The sequence below is a fragment of the Arsukibacterium sp. genome, from assembly GCF_033721375.1.
Lineage (GTDB): Bacteria > Pseudomonadota > Gammaproteobacteria > Enterobacterales > Alteromonadaceae > Alishewanella.
In genome coordinates this window covers 41911-67314 of record NZ_JAWWAP010000001.1, presented here as the reverse complement: position 1 = coordinate 67314, position 25404 = coordinate 41911, and the positions used below count along the sequence as shown (strand labels likewise).

Annotated in this window: 22 protein-coding genes; 20 read left to right on the top strand and 2 right to left on the bottom strand. The window is 48.1% G+C overall.

Going from position 1 to position 25404, the window contains the following annotated elements:
* Positions 1–14 precede the first annotated feature (14 nt).
* Positions 15–1298: a citrate synthase gene (locus R3187_RS00300; RefSeq protein WP_318964703.1), complete on the bottom strand. Its 1284-nt coding sequence runs from the start codon at positions 1296–1298 to the stop codon at positions 15–17.
* Between the two features lie 366 nt (positions 1299–1664).
* Between R3187_RS00300 and sdhC the strand changes: the two genes are divergently transcribed.
* The 12 genes from sdhC to glnS all read left to right on the top strand — a co-directional run bounded on the left by sdhC (position 1665) and on the right by glnS (position 18913).
* Positions 1665–2042, top strand: coding sequence for a succinate dehydrogenase, cytochrome b556 subunit (gene sdhC / locus R3187_RS00295; RefSeq protein ID WP_318964702.1), 378 nt, complete (start codon positions 1665–1667; stop codon positions 2040–2042).
* Positions 2033–2380, top strand: coding sequence for a succinate dehydrogenase, hydrophobic membrane anchor protein (gene sdhD, locus R3187_RS00290; RefSeq protein ID WP_318964701.1), 348 nt, complete (start codon positions 2033–2035; stop codon positions 2378–2380). The genes sdhC and sdhD overlap by 10 nt, the downstream gene beginning before the upstream one ends.
* Positions 2381–4153 (top strand): succinate dehydrogenase flavoprotein subunit, encoded by a 1773-nt coding sequence (sdhA, locus tag R3187_RS00285; protein WP_318964700.1) that lies wholly within the window; start codon positions 2381–2383, stop codon positions 4151–4153. It abuts the gene before it with no gap.
* A 14-nt stretch (positions 4154–4167) separates the two neighbouring features.
* Positions 4168–4890: a succinate dehydrogenase iron-sulfur subunit gene (locus R3187_RS00280; protein ID WP_318964699.1), complete on the top strand. Its 723-nt coding sequence runs from the start codon at positions 4168–4170 to the stop codon at positions 4888–4890.
* Positions 4891–4994: 104 nt separating this feature from the next.
* Positions 4995–7805 (top strand): 2-oxoglutarate dehydrogenase E1 component, encoded by a 2811-nt coding sequence (locus R3187_RS00275; protein ID WP_318964698.1) that lies wholly within the window; start codon positions 4995–4997, stop codon positions 7803–7805.
* 66 nt (positions 7806–7871) lie between these two features.
* Positions 7872–9122: a 2-oxoglutarate dehydrogenase complex dihydrolipoyllysine-residue succinyltransferase gene (odhB, locus tag R3187_RS00270; RefSeq protein WP_318964697.1), complete on the top strand. Its 1251-nt coding sequence runs from the start codon at positions 7872–7874 to the stop codon at positions 9120–9122.
* A 147-nt stretch (positions 9123–9269) separates the two neighbouring features.
* Positions 9270–10436, top strand: a complete 1167-nt coding sequence (gene sucC, locus R3187_RS00265) for an ADP-forming succinate--CoA ligase subunit beta (RefSeq protein WP_318964696.1) — start codon at positions 9270–9272, stop codon at positions 10434–10436.
* 10 nt (positions 10437–10446) lie between these two features.
* Positions 10447–11319, top strand: coding sequence for a succinate--CoA ligase subunit alpha (gene sucD, locus R3187_RS00260; RefSeq protein WP_217667768.1), 873 nt, complete (start codon positions 10447–10449; stop codon positions 11317–11319).
* Positions 11320–11613: 294 nt separating this feature from the next.
* Positions 11614–14511: a TonB-dependent receptor domain-containing protein gene (locus R3187_RS00255; protein ID WP_318964695.1), complete on the top strand. Its 2898-nt coding sequence runs from the start codon at positions 11614–11616 to the stop codon at positions 14509–14511.
* A 157-nt stretch (positions 14512–14668) separates the two neighbouring features.
* Positions 14669–15457 carry a hypothetical protein gene (locus tag R3187_RS00250; RefSeq protein ID WP_318964694.1) on the top strand — a complete coding sequence of 263 codons (789 nt, stop codon included), beginning with the start codon at positions 14669–14671 and terminating at the stop codon, positions 15455–15457.
* Between the two features lie 34 nt (positions 15458–15491).
* A complete protein-coding gene (locus R3187_RS00245; RefSeq protein ID WP_318964693.1) occupies positions 15492–17126 on the top strand; it encodes a tryptophan halogenase family protein in 1635 nt (544 codons plus the stop codon).
* A 122-nt stretch (positions 17127–17248) separates the two neighbouring features.
* Positions 17249–18913: a glutamine--tRNA ligase gene (glnS, locus tag R3187_RS00240; RefSeq protein ID WP_318964692.1), complete on the top strand. Its 1665-nt coding sequence runs from the start codon at positions 17249–17251 to the stop codon at positions 18911–18913.
* 74 nt (positions 18914–18987) lie between these two features.
* Here glnS and R3187_RS00235 read toward each other — a convergent pair whose 3' ends face one another.
* Positions 18988–19182: a DUF3185 family protein gene (locus tag R3187_RS00235; protein WP_318964691.1), complete on the bottom strand. Its 195-nt coding sequence runs from the start codon at positions 19180–19182 to the stop codon at positions 18988–18990.
* Positions 19183–19400: 218 nt separating this feature from the next.
* On the opposite strand from R3187_RS00235, the gene R3187_RS00230 reads away from it, so the two are divergent.
* The 8 genes from R3187_RS00230 to R3187_RS00195 all read left to right on the top strand — a co-directional run bounded on the left by R3187_RS00230 (position 19401) and on the right by R3187_RS00195 (position 25385).
* A complete protein-coding gene (locus R3187_RS00230; RefSeq protein WP_318964690.1) occupies positions 19401–20012 on the top strand; it encodes a LysE family translocator in 612 nt (203 codons plus the stop codon).
* Positions 20013–20031: 19 nt separating this feature from the next.
* Positions 20032–20565, top strand: a complete 534-nt coding sequence (locus R3187_RS00225; RefSeq protein ID WP_318964689.1) for a hypothetical protein — start codon at positions 20032–20034, stop codon at positions 20563–20565.
* Positions 20559–20927 (top strand): hypothetical protein, encoded by a 369-nt coding sequence (locus R3187_RS00220; protein ID WP_318964688.1) that lies wholly within the window; start codon positions 20559–20561, stop codon positions 20925–20927. The genes R3187_RS00225 and R3187_RS00220 overlap by 7 nt, the downstream gene beginning before the upstream one ends.
* Positions 20928–20946: 19 nt before the next feature.
* Positions 20947–22146, top strand: coding sequence for an elongation factor P maturation arginine rhamnosyltransferase EarP (earP, locus tag R3187_RS00215; protein WP_318964687.1), 1200 nt, complete (start codon positions 20947–20949; stop codon positions 22144–22146).
* A 16-nt stretch (positions 22147–22162) separates the two neighbouring features.
* The gene (efp, locus tag R3187_RS00210) at positions 22163–22720 is read left to right on the top strand and encodes an elongation factor P (RefSeq protein ID WP_097110361.1); all 558 of its coding nucleotides are present in this window, start codon (positions 22163–22165) and stop codon (positions 22718–22720) included.
* Positions 22721–22794: 74 nt separating this feature from the next.
* Positions 22795–23277, top strand: coding sequence for a DUF1456 family protein (locus R3187_RS00205; protein WP_318964686.1), 483 nt, complete (start codon positions 22795–22797; stop codon positions 23275–23277).
* A gap of 4 nt (positions 23278–23281) precedes the next feature.
* Positions 23282–23836 carry a PH domain-containing protein gene (locus R3187_RS00200; RefSeq protein WP_318964685.1) on the top strand — a complete coding sequence of 185 codons (555 nt, stop codon included), beginning with the start codon at positions 23282–23284 and terminating at the stop codon, positions 23834–23836.
* A complete protein-coding gene (locus R3187_RS00195; RefSeq protein ID WP_318964684.1) occupies positions 23820–25385 on the top strand; it encodes a PH domain-containing protein in 1566 nt (521 codons plus the stop codon). Before R3187_RS00200 ends, R3187_RS00195 begins: the two co-directional genes overlap by 17 nt.
* Positions 25386–25404: the final 19 nt, after the last annotated feature.

Sequence of the window (25404 nt, the reverse complement as noted above, 5' to 3'; positions counted from 1 at the left end):
CCGCTTAAAAGCTGTTAGCGCTGGTCCAGCTTTTTAAAATCACGGCTGGCATAACCGGTATACAACTGACGTGGCCGGCCAATTTTATGACCTTTTTCGCCGAGCATTTCATCCCAGTGAGAGATCCAGCCGACAGTGCGTGACATCGCGAAGATAACGGTAAACATGCTGGTCGGAATACCAATGGCTTTAAGGATAATACCACTGTAAAAATCGACATTCGGGTACAGTTTTTTCTCAATAAAGTAGTCATCTTCCAAAGCAATCCGCTCCAGTTCCATTGCCACATCTAACAATGGATCTTTCACGTTCAGCTCTTTCAGTACTTCATGACAGGTATCACGCATAACTTTAGCGCGGGGGTCAAAGTTTTTGTAAACCCGGTGACCAAAACCCATCAGGCGGAAACTGTCGTTCTTATCTTTCGCCCGGGCAACAAATTCCGGAATACGCTCAACAGAGCCAATCTGCTGTAACATCTTCAGGCAGGCTTCATTGGCGCCACCGTGTGCAGGCCCCCACAGCGATGCAACGCCAGCAGCAATACATGCGTAAGGGTTGGCGCCAGACGAGCCGGCCAGTCTCACAGTTGAGGTTGACGCATTTTGCTCATGGTCCGCATGCAGCATAAAGATCCGGTCCATGGCTTTGGCCAGAATAGGGCTGACTTTGTAATCTTCAGCAGGTACTGAAAACATCATATGCAGGAAGTTTTCAGAATAGCTTAAGTCGTTGCGTGGATACACAAATGGCTGACCAACTGTATATTTGTATGCCATTGCCGAGATGGTTGGCAGTTTCGCAATTAAACGGTGGGCACTGCGTTTACGCTGCTGTGGATCGTTAATGTCTAAATCAGAATGATAGAAAGATGATAACGCGCCAACAACACCGCAAAGCATGGCCATTGGGTGGGCATCTACCCGGAAACCCTGAAAGAATGACGCGATCTTTTCATGCACCATAGTATGACGGGTAATCGTGGTGACAAAGTCAGTGTATTCTTTGTTTTTAGGTAATTCGCCTTCAAGTAACAGATAGCACAGTTCAAGGTAATCTGAGTGTTCCGCCAGTTGTTCTATCGGATAACCACGGTGCAACAGTACGCCATTATCGCCATCTATATAGGTGATTTTAGATTCGCAGGAGCCTGTGGACATAAAGCCCGGGTCAAATGTGAAATAACCTTGCTGCCCGAGCGTACGAACGTCAATTACGTCAGTACCAGCCGTGCCAGCGTAAATCGGTAATTCAAATGACTTACCATCAATCTGCACGACGGCCTTTTTATCTGCCATTGGATTTCTCCTAATTGTTGTAGTTTCGGATTCTAAGGGTATTACAGCTATTCTACTCGCAAACTGCCCCTAAAAGTCAATTTTAATGCGTATTTGCTTAATAAGTATTCGACTCTAGTAGTATTGTAAGCTACCCCTGAATGTGTAATGTTTCGTATGCGGAATTTTTCAGCTAAAACCAAACAAAAATTGTAATAAGCGCTTATGAAATATATACTATTGCCGGCGTAAAATCAGTTCACCAGCCAGATTGTTTTGTTGAACCAGCTTGAACAAAAACGAGTATATCGTCTGGGCGGGTAGCTGTTTTTGCAGCACCTAAAACTACAACTAAAGCTCTGTACGAGCATCGATAGGCAAGAAACTGTGAAAAAGCAAAGACCAGTAAATCTAGATTTATCAACGATCTCTCTACCTGCAGCTGCTAAAGCATCGATTTTGCACCGCGTTACCGGTGTGGCGATGTTTTTCGCTCTGGTTTTCGTTATCTGGGCATGGGCATATTCATTGCAAAGCCAGGCCAGCTTTGACTACGTGCAATCCCTGATGACATCTCATCTGGCGAAATTTATCGCCTGGGGCACTATTACCGTGCTTATCTATCACTTGCTTGCCGGTGTCAGACATCTGGTGATGGATATGGGGCATTGGGAAGAGCTTAAATCAGGTACCTTAAGTGCCAACATTATCATGGTGTTGTGGATTGTATTAGCAGTATTAGCAGGAGTATGGTTATGGTTCTGAATCAGGCAAGTTTAAAGCGTGATGGCGTACAGGATTACGTCTCGCTGCGCGCCAGTGCCATTGTACTGACCCTGTATACCCTGTTTATTCTCGGTTTCTTTTTAGTGACGCCAGAAGTCACTTTTGAAGTATGGCAGGGCTTGTTTGCCAATATGGCGATGAAAGTCTTTACCCTGCTGGCGCTGATCTCCATCGCCATTCATTCCCGTATAGGCTTGTGGCAGGTACTGACTGACTACGTAAAATCAGCCCGGTTACGTGCAATTTTGCAATTCTTCCTTTACGCACTGGCCTTTGGTTATGTCGCGGTCGGCTTATTTGTGTTGTGGGGTGCTTAAGTGAATATTCCAGTAAGAGAGTTTGACGCCATTGTTATTGGTGCCGGTGGTGCAGGTATGCGTGCTGCGCTACAGATCACTCAGTCAGGGTTAACCTGTGCATTATTATCCAAGGTGTTTCCCACCCGTTCACATACTGTATCTGCGCAGGGCGGCATTACCGTTGCTTTGGGTAACTCGCACGAAGATAACTGGGAATGGCATATGTTTGATACCGTAAAAGGGTCAGACTACATTGGTGACCAGGATGCCATTGAATATATGTGCAAAACCGGTCCTGAAGCTATTACCGAACTGGAAAATATGGGGTTGCCGTTTTCACGTTTTGAAAATGGCCGGGTGTATCAGCGGCCTTTTGGCGGCCAGTCCAAGAATTTTGGTGGTGAGCAGGCCGCACGAACTGCAGCTGCGGCTGACCGTACCGGCCATGCTTTACTACATTTGCTTTATCAGCAGAACGTTAAAAATAAAACTCAGGTATTCTCTGAATGGTACGCGCTTGATTTAGTGAAAAATCAGGATGGTGCCATTGTAGGTTGTACGGCAATCGATATTGAAACCGGTGAAGTGGTTTATTTCAAAGCCAAAGCTACCGTGTTGGCAACGGGCGGTGCTGGGCGCATTTATGCCTCTACCACCAATGCGCACATTAATACCGGCGACGGTGTAGGCATGGCATTACGTGCCGGCGTGCCGTTACAGGATATGGAAATGTGGCAGTTCCACCCAACTGGTATTGCCGGTGCCGGTACGCTGGTAACAGAAGGATGTCGGGGTGAAGGCGGCTATCTGCTAAATAAAGATGGCGAGCGGTTTATGGAGCGTTACGCGCCAAATGCCAAAGATTTGGCCGGCCGGGATGTTGTTGCCCGCTCGATGATGACTGAAATTCGTGAAGGCCGCGGCTGTGATGGCCCATGGGGCGTTCATCTTAAATTAAAACTTGATCACCTGGGTGAAGATGTACTGGAGAGCCGTTTACCCGGCATCTGTGAACTATCACGCACCTTTGCTCATGTTGACCCGGTTAAAGAACCCATTCCGGTTATTCCAACCTGTCACTATATGATGGGCGGTATTCCAACTAACGTAAACGGCCAGGTTATCAGCCCGAAAGCGGATGGTTCTGAGTCGGTTGTTGCCGGTCTGTTTGCCTGTGGTGAAATAGCGTGTGTATCAGTGCATGGGGCAAACCGGTTGGGCGGTAACTCGCTGCTTGATTTAGTGGTGTTTGGCCGGGCAACTGGCTTACACCTTGGTGAAGCCTTAGCCGCAACGGCGCAAGCCCGCGCTGCATCGCAATCTGACCTGGATGCCGCGTTAACGCGCACTCAGCGTTGGGAAGATAGCAAAGCAGGCCAGGGTGAAGACCCGGTGCAGATTAAGAAAGACCTGCAAAAGTGTATGCAGCTTAATTTCTCGGTATTCCGGGAGGGCGATGCTATGGCCGAGGGTCTGGCAGAGCTGAAAGAAATTCGTGAGCGGCTGAAATTCGCCCGGTTGGACGATAAGAGTTCTGATTTCAACACTATGCGGATTGAATGCTTAGAACTCGATAATCTGATGGAAACCGCATACTCAACGGCAGTAGCGGCTAATTTCCGCACCGAAAGCCGTGGTGCTCATGCCCGGTTTGATTTCCCTGATCGTGATGATGAGAACTGGTTGTGTCATAGTGTGTATACGCCTGACACTGAGTCTATGTTTAAGCGTAAAGTAAATCTGGAACCGAAATTCCGTGAATCCTTTCCGCCAAAAGCACGTTCGTATTAAGAGGCGCAGTAAAAATGACTACACTGGAATTTTCAATTTACCGTTACAACCCTGACGTTGATAGCGCGCCCCGGATGCAGGAATATACCCTGGAAAATCCGGAAGGTCGTGACATGATGGTGCTGGACGCGCTGTTGAAACTGAAAGAGCAGGATCCCAGTTTATCGTTTCGCCGCAGCTGCCGCGAAGGGGTATGTGGTTCTGACGGCTTAAATATGAACGGCAAAAATGGTTTGGCCTGTATTACACCTTTGTCTGCGTTAGGCAAAGGTAAGGGTGGCAAAATTGTGGTTCGGCCATTACCGGGCTTGCCGGTTGTCCGTGACCTGGTGGTTGATATGAGCCAGTTCTATACCCAATATGAAAAAGTGAAACCTTACCTGATCAACGATGATAAGTTACCGCCAGCGGGTGAGTTTTTGCAATCTCCGGAAGAGCGGGCTAAGCTTGATGGGCTATATGAGTGTATTTTGTGTGCATGTTGTTCATCATCATGTCCCTCATTCTGGTGGAACCCGGACAAGTTTATCGGCCCGGCCGGTTTATTGCATGCATACCGCTTTTTAGCCGACAGCCGTGATACTGCAACGGAACAGCGGTTAAACGATCTGGATGATGCATTCAGTGTGTTTCGCTGTCATGGCATTATGAACTGCGTTAATGTTTGTCCAAAAGGATTAAACCCGACAAAAGCCATTGGCCAGATTAAATCGATGTTGTTAAACCGGGCGCTGTAATGCGCCCTTATTTTGGTTAATATTTGAAAAGCCGGCCATTTCGCGAGCGAAATGACGGTTTTTTTGCTACTTTTTTCCAGGTGCTCAGAAATAAGGGAAACTAAATGCACGAAGGTGTAATGAAGGCGTGGTTAGAGTCTTCTCATCTTGGCGGTGGTAACATGGCCTATGTGGATGAACTCTATGAATCCTACTTAGCAGAGCCCACCAGTGTTGGTGACGAATGGCGAGAGTTTTTTGCCGGTTTGCCAAAAATCGATGGGGTCGATCTTGAAATCCGACATGCTGATATCCGTCAGCAGTTTGCCGATTTAGCCCGCAACAAACACCGTGAAGTGGTGGTTGTTAACTCAGGCAGTGCTGCTGACACGCGTCAGGTTAAAGTGCTGCAGCTTATCAACTCTTACCGTTTTCGTGGTCATCAGCATGCAAATCTTGACCCGCTAAACTTGTGGAAACAACCCCGGGTTCGCGATCTGGAATTGTCCTTCCACGACTTATCTGAAGCTGATTACGACACAGAGTTCAATGTTGGATCATTCGCCAGTGGTCAGGAAACGATGAAACTGGGCGATTTGCATAAAGCACTGGAAAAAACCTACTGTGGTTCTATCGGTGCTGAATACATGCATATTGTGTCAACCGATGAGAAACGCTGGATCCAGCAACGACTTGAAGGTACCCAGTCCAGCGCAGTATTTGATAAAGAAACCCGGATGCAGATATTAAAAGGTCTGGTCGCAGCCGATGGTCTGGAAAAATATCTGGGCTCTAAATTCCCCGGCGCGAAACGCTTTGGTCTGGAAGGTGGCGATGCCATGATCCCGATGCTTAAAGCGATGATTCACCGGGCCGGTGAGCAGGGCGCTAAAGATTCCGTTATCGGTATGGCGCACCGCGGTCGGCTGAATACCTTAATTAACGTGTTGGGTAAAAACCCATCAACATTATTTGATGAATTTGCCGGTAAATATGAAGTCGTCGGTGCCGGTGATGTGAAATACCATATGGGTTTCTCGTCAGACTTTGAAACCAAGGGCGGTAATGTTCATCTGGCGCTGGCGTTTAACCCATCGCATCTGGAAATTGTTAACCCGGTAGTCATTGGTTCAGTGCGTGCCCGGTTGGACCGTCGTGGCTGTACTGACGGTTCGTTAGCCTTACCCATTACCATTCACGGTGATTCTGCATTTGCGGGTCAGGGCGTGGTTGCTGAAACTTTTAATCTTTCCCAAACCCGTGCATTTAAGGTGGGGGGCACCGTCCGGGTGGTTATTAACAACCAGGTCGGTTTTACCACCTCTAACCCGGAAGATACCCGCTCTACGCCTTACTGTACTGATATTGCCAAAATGGTGCTGGCACCTATTTTCCACGTTAATGGTGATGATCCGGAAGCGGTGGTTTTTGTTGCGCAATTAGCAGTAGATTATCGTAATACCTTTAAACGTGATGTGGTTATCGACCTGTTCTGTTATCGGCGTAATGGCCATAACGAGTCTGATGAGCCGAATGCGACTCAGCCGTTGATGTATCAGAAGATTAAAAAGCATCCTACGCCGCGTGAAATCTACGCCCAAAAGCTGATCGAAGAGGGTGTCTGCAGCGAGGATGATGTTAAAGACTTAATCAATAACTATCGTGACGCGCTGGATAAAGGCGATTGTGTCGTAGATGAGTGGTGCCCTATGACAGAGCCGTCTGTAGATTGGACGCCATTTCTGGGCCACGACTGGGATGCAACTTATGATGCCAGCATGGCAGTGGAAAAGTTGGTTGCGCTGGGCGAAAAAGCCATTCACGTGCCTGAAAGTGTCACCCTGCAACGTCAGGTGAACCGGGTATATGAAGACCGGGCACTGATGCTGAGCGGCGAGAAGAAGATTGACTGGGGTATGGCAGAAATACTGGCCTACGCGGCAACGGTTGCCGAGGGTAGCCGGATCCGCTTTGTCGGTCAGGATTCCGGCCGCGGTACCTTTTTCCACCGCCATGCAGTGTTGCATAATCAGCAAGACGGCAGCACTTATACCCCACTGAATAAAATCAGTGATGAGCAGGGGCCATTTCAGATTTTCGATTCTGCTTTGTCAGAAGAGGCGGTACTGGCAATTGAATACGGGTATGCGACTGCTGAACCCCGTGCCATGGTTATCTGGGAAGCGCAGTTCGGTGATTTCGCTAACGGCGCTCAGGTGGTTATTGATCAGTTTTTAAGTTCAGGCGAGCAAAAGTGGGGCCGTTTATGTGGCCTGACCTTGTTATTACCTCATGGCTACGAAGGTCAGGGGCCAGAGCACTCGTCAGCGCGACTGGAGCGGTTCCTGCAACTTTGTGCTGATCACAATATGCAGGTTTGTGTTCCAACGACTCCTGCTCAGGTATTCAACATGTTACGCCGGCAGATGATCCGGCCAATGCGCCGGCCACTGATTGTGATGTCGCCTAAGTCTTTGCTGCGGCACCCTCAGGCTACGTCAACTCTGGAAGAGCTGGCCAGCGGCAAGTTTCATAATGTGATCGGTGAAATTGATGACATTAAGCCCTCTGACGTTAAGCGGGTGGTGTTCTGTAGTGGTAAAGTTTATTACGAACTGCTGGAAGAGCGCCGTAAGCGAGAGCAAACTGACGTTGCAATCGTCCGGGTTGAACAGCTGTATCCATTCCCGCATGAAGAAATGCTGGAGGTGCTGAGTCAGTATCAGCATGTCACTGATTTTGTCTGGTGTCAGGAAGAACCGCAAAATCAGGGTGCCTGGTACTGCAGTCAGCATCATTTCCGCGCTGCGATACCCAAGGCAGGCTATCTGACTTATGCCGGCCGTGAGGCATCATCGTCGCCAGCAGTAGGATATCTGTCTGTGCATAATAAACAGCAGCAAGCGCTGGTCAATGACGCCCTGACGATTAAATAACACATTGTCCGGCTCGAAATACGGGCCGGTTGAACGAAATATGATTAACCGGTAAAAGGTGAAAAAGTGGATATTAAAGTACCCGTTCTTCCAGAATCTGTTGCAGATGCAACCATCGCTACCTGGCACGTTAAAGAAGGCGAAGCCGTAACACGCGATCAGGTATTAGTTGATATTGAAACTGATAAAGTCGTGTTGGAGGTGGCTGCCCAGGCTGATGGCGTCATGGGTGAAATTATTCATGACACTGGCGCTACCGTCTCTGCAGAAGAAGTTATTGGTAAGATGGAAGCTGGTTCAGCGGCAGAAAAAAAAGATGACAAGTCAGATAAGAAAGACGACAAGTCAGCTAAAGAAAATGATAAGTCAGATAAAAAAGACCAACAAGCCTCTGATAAGTCTGAAGCGAAGCCTGCAGATAAAGCAGATGACAGCAATGATGATGCATTAAGTCCGTCAGTGCGTCGGATGATTTCTGAGAAGGGCTTAGACGCCAGTAAGATTAAAGGCTCAGGTAAAAATGGCCGGGTAACCAAAGAAGATGTTGAAAAGTTTGTTGCTGAGGGCAGCAACAAGCCATCGGGTAGCAGTTCAGCACCTGCACCGGTATCAGGCGATCGCAGCCAGAAACGGGTACCGATGACCCGTCTGCGCAAAACCATCGCTAACCGGTTGCTGCAAGCGAAAAACTCTACCGCTATGCTGACGACGTTTAACGAAGTTAACATGAAGCCGATTATGGATTTGCGCAAGCAGTATCAGGACGTATTTGAGAAGCGTCATGGCATCCGCTTAGGCTTTATGTCTTTCTATGTTAAAGCTGTAACCGAAGCGCTGAAACGTTTCCCGGAAGTCAATGCTGCCATCGATGGCGATGACATTGTTTATCATAATTACTTTGATGTCAGTATTGCCGTATCAACGCCACGTGGTCTGGTAACGCCGGTATTACGTGATTGCGATAAGATGAATCTGGCTGAAATTGAAAAAGCCATTAAAGAACTGGCAGGCAAAGGCCGTGATGGTAAGCTGGCAATGGATGATTTAACCGGTGGTAACTTCACTATTACTAATGGTGGTGTTTTCGGTTCTCTGATGTCTACACCTATTATCAACCCACCTCAGTCCGCCATTCTGGGTATGCATAAAATCCAGGACCGGGTCATGGTTGTCGATGGTAAGATGGAAATTCTGCCAATGATGTATCTGGCCCTGTCTTATGATCACCGGATTATCGACGGCAAAGAGTCTGTGGGCTTCCTGGTATCCATTAAAGAATTACTGGAAGATCCAACCCGTATTTTACTGGATATCTGATTATTCAGAAAAAGTGCACAAAAATGCTGTTGTTTTAGGGCAACAGCATTTTGTATTTCGCCGGTTGGCACTATAATATGCGCCGATCGAAACATCAGGCTGCACCATACCGGGCAGCTTCCATATTCAAATGAACGGAAAATAGCCATGAATTTGCACGAGTATCAGGGTAAGCAACTGTTTGCCCAATATGGTTTGCCTGTATCTAAAGGCATCGCCGCAGCTACTGTAGAAGAAGCGGTAGCAGCTGCAGATAAAATCGGCGGCGATATGTTTGTTGTCAAAGCTCAGGTTCACGCTGGTGGTCGCGGTAAAGCGGGCGGTGTGAAGCTGGTTAAAAACAAAGAAGACATCAAGGCTTTCGCAGAAAAATGGCTTGGCAAGAACCTGGTTACCTATCAGACTGACGAAAAAGGTCAGCCGGTTAGCCGTATTCTGGTTGAACCTTGTACTGACATTGCGCAGGAGTTGTATTTAGGTGCAGTAGTTGATCGCGCTTCGCGTCGCATTGTATTTATGGCATCGACTGAAGGTGGCGTGGAAATTGAAACTGTTGCCCACGAAACCCCGGAAAAAATTCTGAAAGCGGCAATTGATCCACTGGTAGGTGCTCAGCCTTACCAGGGCCGTGATCTTGCTTTTAAGTTAGGCCTGGAAGGTAAGCAAATTAATCAGTTCGTTAAAATCTTTATGGGTTTAGCGAAACTGTTCCAGGAAAAAGATCTGGCGTTATTAGAAGTTAACCCACTGGTTATTACGCCGGCTGGCGACTTGCACTGCCTAGATGCCAAACTGGTTATTGATGGCAACGCACTGTACCGTCACCCTGAACTGAAAGAAATGCAGGATCCGTCTCAGGAAGATCCGCGTGAAGCCCATGCTGCATCATGGGAGCTTAACTATGTTGCCTTAGGTGGCGACATTGGCTGTATGGTAAACGGCGCCGGTCTGGCGATGGGAACCATGGATATCGTTAAGTTACACGGTGGCAAGCCAGCAAACTTCCTGGACGTTGGTGGTGGCGCGACTAAAGAGCGTGTGGTTGAAGCGTTCAAAATTATCCTGTCAGATGATGCGGTGAAAGCTGTCTTTATCAATATCTTTGGCGGTATCGTCCGCTGTGACATGATTGCTGAAGGTGTTATTGGCGCAGTGAAAGAAGTTGGCGTGAAGGTGCCGGTAGTTGTGCGTCTGCAGGGTAACAATGCAGAAGTGGGTGCTAAAGTGCTGTCTGAAAGCGGCCTGAATATTATCGCTGACACAGACCTGACAAGTGCTGCCAAGCAAGTGGTTGCAGCAGCGGCTAAGGCATAAGGGGTAAGTAATGAGCGTATTAATTAATAAAGATACCAAAGTAATTTGTCAGGGTTTCACCGGCGCCCAGGGTACCTTTCACTCTGAGCAGGCTATTGCCTACGGTACTAAAATGGTTGGCGGTGTAACACCAGGTAAAGGCGGACAAACTCACCTTGGCCTGCCAGTTTTTAACACAGTACAGGAAGCCGTTGACGCTACCGGTGCTACTGCATCAGTAATTTACGTACCGGCACCATTCTGTAAAGACTCTATCCTGGAAGCAGCAAACAGCGGCATTCAGTTAATCGTCTGTATTACCGAAGGTATTCCTACTCTGGACATGCTGGACGCCAAAGTTAAATGTGATGAATTAGGCGTCACGTTAATTGGACCTAACTGTCCGGGCGTTATTACGCCGGGCGAATGTAAAATTGGTATTATGCCAGGCCACATTCACAAGCCAGGCCGGGTGGGCATCGTGTCCCGTTCTGGCACCCTGACTTATGAAGCAGTTAAGCAAACTACTGATCACGGTTTCGGTCAATCGACCTGTGTTGGTATTGGTGGTGACCCAATTCCGGGTTCTAACTTTATCGATATTCTGAAACTGTTCCAGGAAGACCCGAAAACCGAAGCCATCGTGATGATTGGTGAAATTGGCGGTTCTGCTGAAGAAGAAGCTGCTGCTTATATCAAAGAGCATGTGACTAAGCCAGTGGTTTCTTACATTGCCGGTGTTACCGCACCGGCCGGTAAGCGGATGGGACATGCCGGTGCAATTATCTCTGGCGGTAAAGGTACTGCTGCTGAAAAGTTTGCGGCACTGGAAGATGCAGGTGTCAAAACGGTAAAAAGCCTGGCAGATATCGGCCAGGCGCTGAAAGAAGTTACCGGCTGGTAAGCCAGTAGTTACAAAAATAAAAAAACCGCCAACTGGCGGTTTTTTTTATTTAATATAGGTAAAAAAAGAGACAGGATGCGGCAAATTAGCGGCAAACAGACATTTTTCGTTGCAATTCATCTTACAGCCACTAGTATAGATCCAGAAGTCGTTGAACTTTGGCAGTGTGGTATTGTCATCGGTCACCGCACAATATAATAAAAAACAATTCAGGAAGCTCATATGAAAAACTTTGCTCCAATAACCAGGAAAAAGCCACTAGCATTGGCCGTCAGCTGTGTGCTTGCATCATCTATGTTTAGCCTGCAAGCGCAGGACCAGACTGTTGAAACAGAAAAAGCCGAAGAGAAAACCGAACGTATTCAGGTGGTTGGTTCGCGTATTCGGACCGATGGTCTGGACCAGGCTGCACCAATTGAAGTGATTAACGCCAGCGCAGCTGCCAGCCAGGGTATCAGCAATCTGGGTGAGTTATTACGTAATTCTACCGTGGCAGCGGGTTCTAACCAGATTACGGCTGCTGCATCTACTGCCTTTGTTACTGAAGGTGGTACAGGTTCAGAGAGTATTTCGTTGCGTGGTTTAGGCGCTAATCGTACTCTCGTTTTATTAAATGGTCGCCGGGCAGGCCCTGCTGGTACCCGTGGCCAGGTATCGTCGTTTGATCCAAACGTAATACCACTATCAGCCATTGACCGGATTGAAATCTTAAAAGATGGTGCGTCGTCTTTATACGGCTCTGATGCTGTTGCCGGTGTTATTAATATTATTACCAAAAAAGGCGATGAGAGCTCGGTTAACTTTAACACTTCACAACCAAGCGACAGTGGCGGTGAAAACTATCAGTTAAATGCCACCTATGGCAGAACCTTTGGCCGGGGTTCATTTCGGGTGGTCGGTGATTATAAAAAGCAACAAGAGTTGGCCCAGGGTCAGCGCGATTTCTTTAATTGTGCTGAGCGTTATATCTTTGATCCGGCGTCGGGTGAGCGGGCCGACCCGATTGATCCGCGTACCGGAAGCTATCATTGTAGTGATTTACCCTGGGGCCATGTTTGGTTGTATGATTATCAGGGAGCGGATGGCAACGTGCCAGCAGGAGCACTGGCACAGTATGATTACGATGGTAATTTAGGTAATTTTATTCCAGGCTTTGCCACCGACCCAAGCAATCCGGATTTCCTTGTTGCCCCTCCTGGCTGGTTTCCGGTGTCATACGATCGGGCCTCAGACGCAGTTACTAATTCTGACCACCCATTTCAGGATCGTGAAACGTTAATCCCGGAAACCGAGCTGATTACGGCCTATGCTCAGGGTGATTATGAACTGAGTGATAGTGTGATGCTGTATGGTGAGGCACTGCTGAACCGTCGGACAACCACAGGCAATGGCTACCGTCAGTTCTGGAGTTACAAATATAATGAAGACTTCTTTGCCGGTGATCCGTTAAGCGAAGGCTGGACCGGTGCCCAGTGGTTAAGCCCGACAGCCATTACTGATCACTCAGGAGAGAAAATCACTGTAGATTACCGCCGCTTTCTTCTGGGCTTAAATGGTGATTTGGGCAACTGGTTCTGGGATCTTTCTTATCAGGACAGCCATAGTGATGGCGAGTATCAGTCGAAGCTGATTTATGAAGATGCCATTACGCCTTATAACTTTTCCTCTGGTTCCTGTGTTGGTGAAGTTACGCCGATTCGTGGGGTACCTTGTGTCGATGTGCCCTGGTTAGACCCACAGTTCCTGGCGGGTAATATTACCGGTGAAGTACGGGATTTCCTGTTTGGTGAGCAAACCGGCAACACTGTTTATAAGCAGCAGTCATTGGAAGGTTATATTACCGGTGATTTATTTGAATTACCGGCAGGACCAATTGGCGTGGTAGTGGGCGCCAGTTATCAGCGTGACTCAATTGAAGATACCCCGGGTGCAGAAACTTTGCGGGCTAATACCTGGGGCCAGACCTCGGCCGGTATCACTGAAGGTAAACACAATACCAAGGCGGTATATACTGAGATTCAAATCCCGTTCCTGCGTGATATGCCATTTGCCGAGTCACTGGACTTTAATATTTCAGGCCGTTATACCGATGTGTCGTCCTATGGCAGCGATTACACCTACAAAGCGGGTGTAAACTGGCAAATAGGCCAGGGCTTCCGGTTACGGGCGTCACGTGGCTCGTCATTCCGTTCGCCGGCCTTGTACGAGCTTTATCTGAATAACCAAACCAGTTTTGTTGGTCAGCGGGCGATTGACCCTTGTATTAGATGGGGTGAAGGCTTAGAAGCGGGTACCACCAGTGAAATCGTGGCTGATAACTGTGCGGCAGATGGTATCCCTGCTGATTTCGGTGGCGGTGCAATTTCTGCAACGGTAACAACCGGTGGTGGTGCCGGTCAGCTGGAAGCAGAAACCTCAGTTGCGAAAACAATTGGTTTAGTCTGGATCCCTGAGTTTACTGATAACTTCAGTGCGTCAATTGATTACTTTAACATTCAGATCACTGGTGAAGTTGATAGCTTAAGTGCTGGTGAGATTGTTGGTAATTGTTATTTTTCAGAAACATTTAGTACAGAACCTCTTTGTACCCAGTTTGACCGTGATCCGACTGATTTAAGGATTACTAATGTGCGGGGTGGCTATTTAAATATCGCTACCCAGATTAATCGTGGTTTTGACTTAAATTTGGGCTATAAAGTTGATACTCCAATTGGTCAGTTATTTGCTACGTACCAGCATACCCGGCAGTTGGAAGCATCAAAGCAACTGTTTGCTACCAGTGAACCAATTGATAGAACTGGCGAGTTCGGTAGTCCAAAAGATGTGGGCAATCTGACGGTTGCACTGGAGTATGAAGACTGGACCTTTAACTGGACTGCCCGCTACACTGGCGAAGTGTCTAACTATACCCGTTATGGCCTGGGTGTGTACCGTGATACCGGTGAGTATCGTGATGAAGAAGTAAAACTGGTTTTACATTCGGATGCGATAATTTATCATGCATTTTCGGTGACCAAAGACTTCACGGATGCAGGTATTGATTTCACCCTTGGTGTTGCCAATGCGTTTGATAAAGAGCCACCTAAAGCTAGCTCCATCGGTGGTGTGACCCGTCTGGGCACCTCGGCTTTCTACAGTCAGTATGACTGGTTAGGACGCCGTTTGTTTATGAACGTGTCATACTCGTTCTAAGCTGAGCTCGAGGTAGCAAAAAAATGCCGACGCAAGTCGGCATTTTTATTTACAGCACAAGCCAAAACGCGGTAAAAACCTAACTCAGCCGCTGCGGTTACCTTACTCTGACTCAATGTAGTAACCGACTAATAAAAAATTTAAAGAAGAGAGTGATATGCCAACAATTCGCGCCAAACCCGACACGTTAAACGCTATTAACGGCAATTATCAGCAGTCTGAACTCAAGCAGCCGGTTTTCCTGAATTCCGTACCTAAATGCGGTACTCATTTACTAAAAAATATCTTCAGAATGTTTGTGCCGGTAGCGCAGCAGTATGATCGACAATTTATTCAGATCCCGATTTTGCACCAGCATCTGGCCGCATTCAATGCTGAACAACCCAAACTTAGCTGGGGCCATTTACTGTTCTCTGACAGCTCAGCGATTGCCGTGAAAGAAGTCCGGCAGCTGGTGATCGTCCGTGACCCTTATGACTGGGTGCTGGCCCGCGCCCGTTTTTTTCTGTCTGACACTTTTCAGGGTTCAATGGATCATTTGAAAGGCGGGAAAGTATCGGTAGAACAAATGCTGAATATGATGATTTTCGGCATTTATCAGAAAGCGCCTACCCTGAACGAAATTTATACTCATAATGCCGTTGCCTGGTTAGGCACCGGCAGTAAATTAGTCCGTTTTGAAGATGTGATTACTCATCTGAAAAAACTGGATACACCGCAGGCTGAAGCCTTTTTTGCCGATTTACTACAACCGCTTGGCTTAGCTAAGCTGCCGGCAGACTGGCGGGAACGGGTGTTAGCCGGTGCTGATAAAGAGCAAAGTGGTACCTATCGTGAAAACCTGGCCGGCCAGAAAGTAGAGTTGCCAGCAGTTTTACCCGACATGCAAAAACAGTTAGTAGAATATGCGGCTCCTGGTTTGCGTCGGTTACTGGGTTACTTTTGAAAATAATAATAAGCACTGTGGGGTGGATGCCTGAATGCAACAACGTAAAGTACTGATTGTCGGTGGTGGTTCGGCCGGCTGGATGACTGCAGCCTATCTGAATGGTGCCCTGAATAAGCAGGGTACAGAGCAGAATGTGCAGATTGAATTACTTGAATCGCCCGATATACCGCGTATTTCGGTCGGTGAAGCGACCATTCCGTCAATGCGCCATTTGCTGGCGGTAATAGGAGTCGATGAGCGTGAGTTTATGCAGGCGACTGATGCCACCTTTAAGCAATCGATAAAGTATTGTAACTGGGTAAACAACGACAACAGTTTTTATCATCATCCTTTTACCAGCATGCGGGTGCAACCTATCGACCGCGCCGGCAGTGACTGGCTGAAAAGTGATCGAAGCATCCCCTTTATGGAGACATGCTCGGCGCAGCCGGTTATTTGTGAGATGGGCTTAGCGCCGTTGATGCTGGGTAAATGGGATATGGGCTCCCGCTTAAACTATGCCTACCATATGAACGCTCAGAAATTTGCAGATTACCTGCGGGATTTTTCTGTCGCGCGCGGAGTGGTGCACACCCTGGCAAACTTAACCGGTGTTGAAATGCAGGGTGCAGATAAAATTGTTGCGGTAACCACCGATCAGCAGCAGCGGATAACGGCAGATTTATTTGTTGATTGCACCGGTTTTAAAGCTAAGCTTATTGAAGAGAAAATGAATGTAGGTTTTGAAGACTGCTCGCAATGGTTATTATGCGACCGGGCTATTACCATGCACTTGCCCTATGATAAATTTTATCCAGGCATGGTAAGGCCTTACACCACGGCCACGGCATTGTCTGCCGGCTGGATTTGGGATATACCGATGCAGAACCAGCGCTCAGTGGGCTATGTCCATTCCAGCAAATTTATCAGTGTTGAGCAAGCCGAGCAGGAGATGAGGGCGTATCAGGGGCCAGGTACAGAACAACTGAAAGCCAGAGTGGTGGATTTTAAAGTAGGCCGGCGCAAGGGTAACTGGCGGGGTAATTGCGTGGCAATTGGTTTGTCGGGTGGCTTTATCGAGCCGCTGGAGTCTACCGGCCTGTATCTCAGTGATCTTGGTGCTGTGTTGCTGGCAGAACATTTTCCATATGATGACGACAATATGGAAATGTTAGCGGGCCGTTATAACCGGCTGATGGCTAACCGTTTTTATGAAATTTTAGATTTTATTAATATGCACTACTGTATGACGAAACGGACCGACACCGCATTCTGGCGGGAAGTACAAAAACCAGAGCGGATCACTGAGCGGTTAAAAGCTAAGCTGGCGTATTGGCGGGTTAAGCCACCCAGCGCCCATGATTTTCAGGACCAGTGGTATCCGGGAATGGCATCAGCGGGCAGTGCAACGGCATTGTCGGGTGCGGCAGATAGTCGCCCGGCCATTGATACCGGTGGTTTATGGAATCATGAAAGTTATGAGTGCATTTTATATGGGATGGGATTTTTAGAAGAAGAATGCCAACAGCGCTTCGGGCCCGATTTGCCACCTACCGGCGTGCATCCTGCCATTATTCAGCGCTTGCAAATGGCCCGGCAAAAACTGCCGCCGCATGCTATCTGGTTAAACCGGGTACTGGCAATGCCAGAATATCCGACAGCCTACCGACCAAAAGGCTGGGTATAGCGCCGGCCACATCAGTGGCTGGTTGGTTTTTTCCAAGCCGGTAATAGCTACTGTCAGCAGCAGTGTTATAATGCCGGCCATTCTGGTTTTCTTTATTTGTTTTAACAAGGACATTTTTCATTATGGCGGACGTTGAACATCGCCCCAGCAATTTTATCCGGCAAATTATTGATGCCGATTTAGCCAGTGGCAAACATAGTGCGGTACAAACTCGTTTTCCGCCAGAGCCAAATGGCTTTTTACATATTGGCCATGCCAAATCTATCTGCTTAAATTTTGGCATTGCTGAAGATTATCAGGGCCAATGTAATTTACGGTTTGACGATACCAACCCTGAAAAAGAAAACATCGACTTTGTTAACTCAATTCAGCAGGACGTTAACTGGTTAGGTTTCCAGTGGAATGGCAACGTTCGCTATTCATCCGATTACTTTGATGCCTTGCATAATTTTGCGGTTGAACTCATCAGCAAAGGCCTGGCTTATGTTTGTTTTCTTAATAACGATCAGATGCGCGAGTATCGCGGTAACTTAACCCAGCCTGGCAAAAACAGCCCGACCCGGGATACCTCTGTCGAGGAAAACCTGGCGTTATTTGCCAAAATGCGTGCCGGTGGTTTTAAAGAGGGCGAGTGCTCTTTGCGGGCTAAAATTGATATGAGCTCCAGCTTTATGTGCATGCGGGATCCGGTTATCTACCGGGTTAAGTTTGCCCACCATCACCAAACCGGTGATAAATGGTGCATTTACCCAATGTACGATTTTACTCACTGTATTTCGGACGCGCTGGAAGGTATTACCCATTCGCTTTGTACCCTGGAGTTTCAGGATAACCGGCGGCTGTACGACTGGATTTTAGATAACATCAGTATCAAATGTCATCCACAGCAAATTGAATTCTCACGCTTAAATCTTGAATATGCGGTGATGAGCAAGCGTAAACTGCAAACCCTGGTTGAAAAGCAAGTCGTCACCGGCTGGGACGACCCAAGAATGCCGACCATTGCCGGACTGCGCCGCCGTGGTTATACCCCGGCAGCTATTCGCGAATTTGCTAAACGTATCGGTGTGACCAAGCAGGATAACGTCATAGAAATGAGTGCGCTGGAAGCCTGCATCCGGGAAGATTTAGATGCCGCTGCACCAAGGGCAATGGCAGTACTGGACCCGTTGAAAGTGACGATAACCAATTATCCGGCGGACGGTATTGAGTGGCTTGACTCACCTAATCATCCGAAAAATGAAACCATGGGTAGCCGCAAACTACCATTTGGTCCCGTCGTGTATATCGACCGGGCTGATTTTCGCGAAGAAGCAAATAAGAAATATAAGCGGCTGGTGCTTGGCAGTGATGTCAGGTTGCGTAATGCCTATGTTATTCACGCCGATGAAGTCATCAAAGATGCTGACGGCAATATTATTGAACTTAGATGCAGTTACCTGCCGGAGACACTGGGTGAGAACCCGGCCGATGGCCGTAAAGTGCGCGGTGTTATTCATTGGGTGGAAGCGGGTAATGCCATACCGGCTGAGTTTCGGGTATACGACCGGTTATTCAGTGTGGCAAATCCGGCGGCAGAAGAAGATTTTCTGACCGTCATTAACCCGCAGTCTTTAGTTGTTAAGCACGGTTTTGCCGAGCCATCATTAGCTACTGCGGTGGTTGAGCAGGCCTATCAGTTTGAGCGGGAAGGTTATTATTGTGCTGATCGTGACTCTGCCAGCGACAAACTTGTGTTTAACCGCACTGTTGGCTTACGAGACAGCTGGGGCAATTCTGAAGAGTAGCTAGCATATTCTTTGCAGCTAAAAACAAAGGCCACTTATGTGGCCTTTGTTTTATCAGAAACATACAAGGTGTTTTATTTTTTAAGCATTGCACCAATACCAATAATCACTGCTAATGCACCGCCCACCAGATACCAGACGGCATGATCTGTCGGACTGCCGGTAACAAACTCTGATACTTCCGATGCTGCAGAGTTATACGCGTTGTAACCGAAATAAAGTAGTACCGCACCCACAACTAATAACGCTAAACCAATAATTTTATTCATAACGTTCTCCTTTGTTATCCACATCAGTCTAGCTAATAATTTAATGAAAGCAAATCAGCATCTTATAAAACTAGCTGAAACCATAAAAATCGCCCAGAATGGGCTTCGCGCTGTGAAGTTTGAGATTAGCCTGGCAGCGAAGTAAACTTAACCGGTGCTTTATTTACGGTGTTAAGTGATAATTTTTACAGTTAGCTGAGGCCTGCATGGACTTGTTTTTGGCAGTATTATTTTTTGCGTTTTCAACGACCATTACCCCCGGCCCTAATAATGTGATGATCATGTCATCCGGTGTTAATTACGGGATTAAACAAAGTGTGCCGCACTGGCTGGGGATCTGCTTCGGGTTTCCACTGATGGTATTGCTGGTCGGGTTGGGTTTCGGGGTGATATTTGACCGCTATCCGCACTTGCACCAGCTTATTAAAATTCTGGGTACCGCCTATTTAATCTGGCTGGCCTGGCGCATAGCCAGTGCCCGGCCTGAAACCATTGCGACTGGCAAAAGTAAGCCATTCAGTTTTCTGCAGGCAGCGTTGTTTCAATGGGTTAACGGTAAGGCCTGGGTTATGGCTTCAGGCGCCGTCGCGGCGTTTACATCAGTCACTGGCGTCTACTGGTATCAGGTGGTGATGATTACCCTGGCATTTTTGCTGATGGCGTTTCCCTGTGTCGGTATCTGGCTGGTGTTTGGCGCTGGGCTTAAAAAAGTCCTGACCAAACCGTTATTTCAGCGGATTTTTAATATGTTTATGGGTTTTATCCTGTTGCTGTCTGTGGTTCCGGTAATTATTGAGATCTGGCGTTATTACTTCACAGCAGCAAGTTAAGCCTGTTAAGGTATTGGCTATGAACGGCTCAGAAGAAAAAATTAAACTGGAGCACGAAGCGGCCCGCATTTTCATGCGGCTGTACCAGCAACGCTTTGGGATTAAAATGCGCCATATCTGGCATAACGAACCGGCCCGCCCCGATGTATCCTGCTATTACGATGGCAGCAAACTGGATTTAGAAATTGCCCACTTGTATGGCAGTGAAGTGGAGGCCATGCATATTCTGGGCAGAGCTATCAGTGCCGAAACGCACCGCGAGCTGATGGCATTACTGCGCACACCACCGGAACACCGGCTACTGACCGCATTAAACCGGATTATCAGCTCTAAGGCGCTGAAACATTATCAGAGCGATAATGTCTGGCTGGTGATCCGTAACGCCAATCCGTTGTGGACACGCCAGGATATGATGTCACATTGCGATAAATTACATATGCCGAAGTCGCATCCGTTTAATGAAATCTGGCTGGTGGGAGATATGGCCGGCGAGTCCGGCATATTGCCATTGTACCCACCCGCTCTGCGTCAACAGGAAGGCGAGCAATGTTAAGCTTTTATCGTCGTCTGGCCGTTAAATTACAACCGTTGCAACCGCTGTGGCTGCTGCTGGCGCTGGCCAGTTTAAGCTGGCTGGGCTATTTGTTGTTACTGGCGCCGGTTGGGGTGAGTCAGCGTTGGCAACTGACGGCGCTGGTCAGTTTTGCCTTTACGTTAAACATCATGTTGCTGACACTGCTGTTTGATCAGCCGCCAGCAACGACTGACGCATCTGATTTCTGGAGCAGGCTGCTGCAACGCCTGCGCGGGTTTATGCAATATATGCTGGCCTGGCTGGTGACGATTTTGTTTCTAATCATTCTTTGGCTGTTCCTGCGCATTGCGGTAGGTATAATAGCGCCGCTAATTCTGTAATGATAAAACAGGCAATCAATTGCAACAGCTAACTCAATCTGAAGCGCGCGGGTTATGGCGCATATTCTGCTCAGTGGTGGATAACTTCGGTGATATCGGCATTTGCTGGCGTTTAAGCCGCCAGCTGGTAGCAGAGCATAAAATCAGCGTGGAATTGCTGGTTGATGATTTGCACAGTTTTCAGCGGATTTGTCCGCAAATAAATCCTGAGCTGGCCAGGCAGGCTGTCGCTGGCGTTGAGGTAGTGTACTGGCCGGATGAAAGGTGCCCGTCGCTTAACTGGCAGCAGCTGGCGCCTGCCATTGTGGTTATTGAAGCACTGGCCTGTACCATTCCGGATGGGTATAAACAGCAGATGGCGCTGCAACAACCCGCGCCGTTGTGGCTTAATCTGGAGTATCTTTCGGCAGAGAGCTGGGTCGAAGGCTGTCATGGTCTTAGCTCACCGCAGGGGCAGGGTGGCCTGAACAAATATTTCTTTTTCCCGGGTTTTAGTGATCAGACTGGCGGTTTGCTGCATGAGCAGGGCTTATCGCAAAGGCTCGATGCTTTTAAAGCCGATAGTAAGGCTCAGCAACTGTTCTGGCAACAACTGGGCCTGGATGCTGACCAGTTTCAGTTTAAAATTTCCCTGTTTGCCTACAGCCACAGTCAGTTCGCCGGTTTACTGCAGCAATGGCAGCAGCAACCGGGCAAGGTATTATGTGTTATTCCGCACGGTGAGCTGGCAAATGAGCTTGCCAGACAGTATCCACCGTTATTAAGCGGCGCTACAGTGCAGCTGAACCAACTTTGCTTAAAAGTGATGCCGTTTCTGGCGCAGCCAGATTATGACTTATTACTGGCAGCTTGTGATCTGAATTTTGTCAGAGGGGAAGACTCGGTGATCCGGGCGCACTGGGCAGGGCAGCCCTTTGTCTGGCAAATCTACCGGCAGCAGGAAAACGCGCATCTGCTTAAGCTGCAAGCGTTTCTTGACCGTTATTGTCAGCAGATGCCAGCGCAGCTTGCCAAAACAACCCAGCAGTTTTATCTAAGCTGGAATACCGACAGCGAGCTTGAACTGAGCTGGCAGCAATTTTATGCTGTTTTGCCGCAACTTGCCGCTTACAACCGCTGCTGGCGCGAGCAAATAATGGCAAATGGAGATCTTGCCAGCAACCTCGTGCACTTTGCCAAAAAAAAATTTATAATAGCGCCCAATTTTTCCCAACAATGAAGATATTTCAACAATGATGAAAACAGCCCAAGAACTGCGCGCTGGCCAGGTAATTATGGTTGGCACTGAACCGATGGTAATTTTAAAGGCCGAGTTTAACAAATCTGGTCGTAACTCTGCCGTTGTAAAAATGAAAATGAAAAACCTGCTGAATGCCCAGGGCATGGAAACGGTATACCGTGCCGATGACAAGTTTGAGCAGGTATTACTGGAAACCAAAGAAGTAACTTATTCTTATTTCTCTGATCCGATGTATGTGTTTATGGATTCTGAGTACAACCAGTACGAGATTGAAGCTGAAAACATGACAGAAGCGCTGAAGTACCTGACTGATGGTATGGAATGTTCAGTGGTATTCTATAACGAGAGGGCTATCTCTGTTGATTTACCCACCGTCGTTGTACGTGAAGTGGTTTACACTGAACCTGCAGCCAAAGGCGATACTACCGGTAAAGTAATGAAGCCGGCCAAACTGGATACCGGTTTTGAGTTAATGGTACCGGCTTTCGTTGATATTGGTGATAAGATTGAAATTGACACCCGTACTGACGAATATCGCAGCCGCGCGAAGTAATTTCGCGTGCTAACAAAGACAAAAGGCGCGTTCTGCGCCTTTTGTTGTTTTATAGCCTATAACAGGATTGCACTGTGACCAACAATGATGTGTTACGCCGCTTGCGGTATGCCTTTGAATATAACAACAGCACCATGAGCGATATTATGGCGCTCGGTGGTCAGACCCCAAGCCGCGAGCAAATGATCAGCTGGCTTAGCAAAGACGATGACAGTGAATTCGGTGCCATGGCGGATGTTGATCTTGCCCGCTTTTTAAACGGACTGATCGTTCACAAGCGTGGCCGTAAAGACGGCCCGCAAGCGGAACCCGAGCAGCGCCTTAACAACAATATTATTTTGCGCAAACTGAAAATCGCCCTCGATTTTAAAGATGACGATGTACTGGAAGTGATGACGCTGGCTGATTTTAGGCTAAGCAAACCGGAGCTGAGTGCCTTTTTCCGCCGCGCCGATCACAAACATTTCCGGGCGTGTCAGGATCAGGTGCTACGCAATTTTATTAAAGGTTTACAGCTGAAGTACCGTCCCGGCGCCGATGCTGACGCACAGGAGTAAACTGATGAGCAGTGCAGCAGGTTTTAGCAACACGCAGTTGGCTGCTGAGCAGATAACCCCGCTGCAGGCATTGCAGCTGGAGCCATTAGCCAGCCGTTTCTGGCTGTTGCGCCAGGGTGTTAACGCTGTTTTTTTTGCTGGCTTAACGCTGCTGTTACTGCTGTTGTGGTGGCAACCCTGGTGGTTACTACCAGCAGATTTATCGCAGGTAGTAACGCATGCGCTCTGGTTGGTGCCGCTGCTCGGTGCTTTACGGGCGTTATATTGCTGGCAGGCTGATAAACATAAACACTTCGCGCTGCGGGAGCACGATATCAGCTACAGCTCGGGTATTTTTTTCAGAAAAATGATCACCCAGCCGGTAGTGCGGGTGCAGCATATTGAATTAAAACAGGGGCCGCTCGAGCGCAAAGCCTCGTTAGCCCGGTTGCAGTTATTCAGCGCCGGTGGCGCCATGCACACCTTTGAAATTCCCGGACTTTGGTTGACTCAGGCTCAGAAAATCCGCCAGTTTGTGTTGCAGCATAAGGATGCTTTGCAAGATGAACAACAGCAATGAATCGGACGTAGCCCCTTTATCTGAGCTGAAGCAGACTGTCAGCCAGGCCGAATGGCAGCGGGTGTCGCCGATTGCTATTTTATATTTTGCGGTGGCGGTACTGCGCTTTTTTGCCGGCCAGTTTGTTTATCTGATCCCGCCTTTTATTTTGCTGTTTAACCGGATTAAAGATAATCCCGGGCTGGCCATTGGTATGTTGGGCGGCTTACTGCTGCTGATTATTGTCGCAGCATTACTGAAGTATTATTATTTTCAGTACCGCTTATCGGCAGGGACGGTAGAGATCCGCTCCGGCGTGATCAGCAAAAAGTATCTTAATTTACCTTTTAACCGGATCCAGAATATTAAACTGGAACAACCCATTTTTTATCGTCCGGCCGATTATGTTTGTCTGCAACTGGATACTGCCGGTTCAGTTCAGCAGGAAGCGCGCTTAGTAGCCCTGAGCCGGCCCTTCGCCGAGGCATTAAAGCAACATATTCTCGATTTACGGCAGCCGGTAGCAGATGATCCGCAACCTGCCGACCAGCAGGCAAACTCTGAACCGCCAGCTGCCGCTGAGCAGCTGTTAAATCAGCGAAGTCTGGCTGATTTAGTGATCCATGGGATCAGTAATAACCGGATCTGGTTGTTTTTAGGCCTGGCGGCGCCTTTTTATAATCAGCTCGCCGATAAAATCCTCGCCCTGTTGTTGCAGGCGGGCATAGATTTGCCAGCGTTGTTTGACCCGACCCAGCAGTCCTGGTTCGTGATTGGCCTGTATGCTTTGTCGCTTACCATGTTTATTATGCTGCTATTCACGTTGTTTTCGGTACTGGGATCGGTATTAACGTTTTACGGTTACACCCTGCATAAAAAACAGCACAATTATATCCGGCGCAGTGGTTTGCTGACCCGGCATGAAGTCAATATGAAGCTTTCCCGCTTACAGTGGGTTTCGTTAAAGCGCGACTGGCTGGATATGTTGCTTGGCCGGGTTAATCTGAGTTTTGAGCAAATTAACGGCCAGCAGCAGTTTGCCTCTGAGCAGAAAATTATGGTGCCGTCGGTTACTCCGGCTGAAGCCTTAACCCTGCTCAGTGACGCTTATCCTGATAATCAGCTAAGCACTGTGGTATTTCGCCGGATCAGCCGGCGTTTTATCTGGCGTTATTTATTGTTGTTCTGGCTGCCTGTCACTGTTATCAGCCAAACGGTGCTGTGGTTGCAACAGCAACCGGAACTGGCGTTACTTACCATAGTGCCACTGTCATTCTGGGCCCTGTTAATAGTAATGCGCTGGTATCGCTATGGCTATGCTCAGGATGAACAGTATTGTTATGTTCGTAAGGGCTATTTTGGCATTGATTATTACTGCTTTGCCAACTACAAATTGCAGCAGGTCACGTTTAAGCAGAGCTGGCTGATGCGTCGCTCAGGTTTATGCACCGTTAAACTGGTCATGGCGTCCGGGGCGCTGGAGTTGCCCTTTGTTGATGAGGCAGGGGGTTGGGCATTGCTGGAGCAGGGGCTGTATCAGTTGCAACAGAGTAAAAAAGCCTGGATGTAACTCAGATAGGGGCTAAAGT

Bases quoted from the DNA above. Each gene is read 5' to 3' on its own strand.
- R3187_RS00300 (WP_318964703.1), bottom strand. From the start codon at position 1,298: ATGGCAGATAAAAAGGCCGTCGTGCAGATTGATGGTAAGTCATTTGAA.
- R3187_RS00200 (WP_318964685.1), top strand. From the start codon at position 23,282: ATGAGCAGTGCAGCAGGTTTTAGCAACACGCAGTTGGCTGCTGAGCAG.
- R3187_RS00275 (WP_318964698.1), top strand. From the start codon at position 4,995: ATGCACGAAGGTGTAATGAAGGCGTGGTTAGAGTCTTCTCATCTTGGC.
- R3187_RS00195 (WP_318964684.1), top strand. From the start codon at position 23,820: ATGAACAACAGCAATGAATCGGACGTAGCCCCTTTATCTGAGCTGAAG.
- R3187_RS00280 (WP_318964699.1), top strand. From the start codon at position 4,168: ATGACTACACTGGAATTTTCAATTTACCGTTACAACCCTGACGTTGAT.
- efp (WP_097110361.1), top strand. From the start codon at position 22,163: ATGAAAACAGCCCAAGAACTGCGCGCTGGCCAGGTAATTATGGTTGGC.
- sucD (WP_217667768.1), top strand. From the start codon at position 10,447: ATGAGCGTATTAATTAATAAAGATACCAAAGTAATTTGTCAGGGTTTC.
- glnS (WP_318964692.1), top strand. From the start codon at position 17,249: ATGGCGGACGTTGAACATCGCCCCAGCAATTTTATCCGGCAAATTATT.
- R3187_RS00250 (WP_318964694.1), top strand. From the start codon at position 14,669: ATGCCAACAATTCGCGCCAAACCCGACACGTTAAACGCTATTAACGGC.
- sdhD (WP_318964701.1), top strand. From the start codon at position 2,033: ATGGTTCTGAATCAGGCAAGTTTAAAGCGTGATGGCGTACAGGATTAC.
- R3187_RS00220 (WP_318964688.1), top strand. From the start codon at position 20,559: ATGTTAAGCTTTTATCGTCGTCTGGCCGTTAAATTACAACCGTTGCAA.
- R3187_RS00245 (WP_318964693.1), top strand. From the start codon at position 15,492: ATGCAACAACGTAAAGTACTGATTGTCGGTGGTGGTTCGGCCGGCTGG.
- R3187_RS00235 (WP_318964691.1), bottom strand. From the start codon at position 19,182: ATGAATAAAATTATTGGTTTAGCGTTATTAGTTGTGGGTGCGGTACTA.
- R3187_RS00225 (WP_318964689.1), top strand. From the start codon at position 20,032: ATGAACGGCTCAGAAGAAAAAATTAAACTGGAGCACGAAGCGGCCCGC.
- R3187_RS00255 (WP_318964695.1), top strand. From the start codon at position 11,614: ATGTTTAGCCTGCAAGCGCAGGACCAGACTGTTGAAACAGAAAAAGCC.
- sucC (WP_318964696.1), top strand. From the start codon at position 9,270: ATGAATTTGCACGAGTATCAGGGTAAGCAACTGTTTGCCCAATATGGT.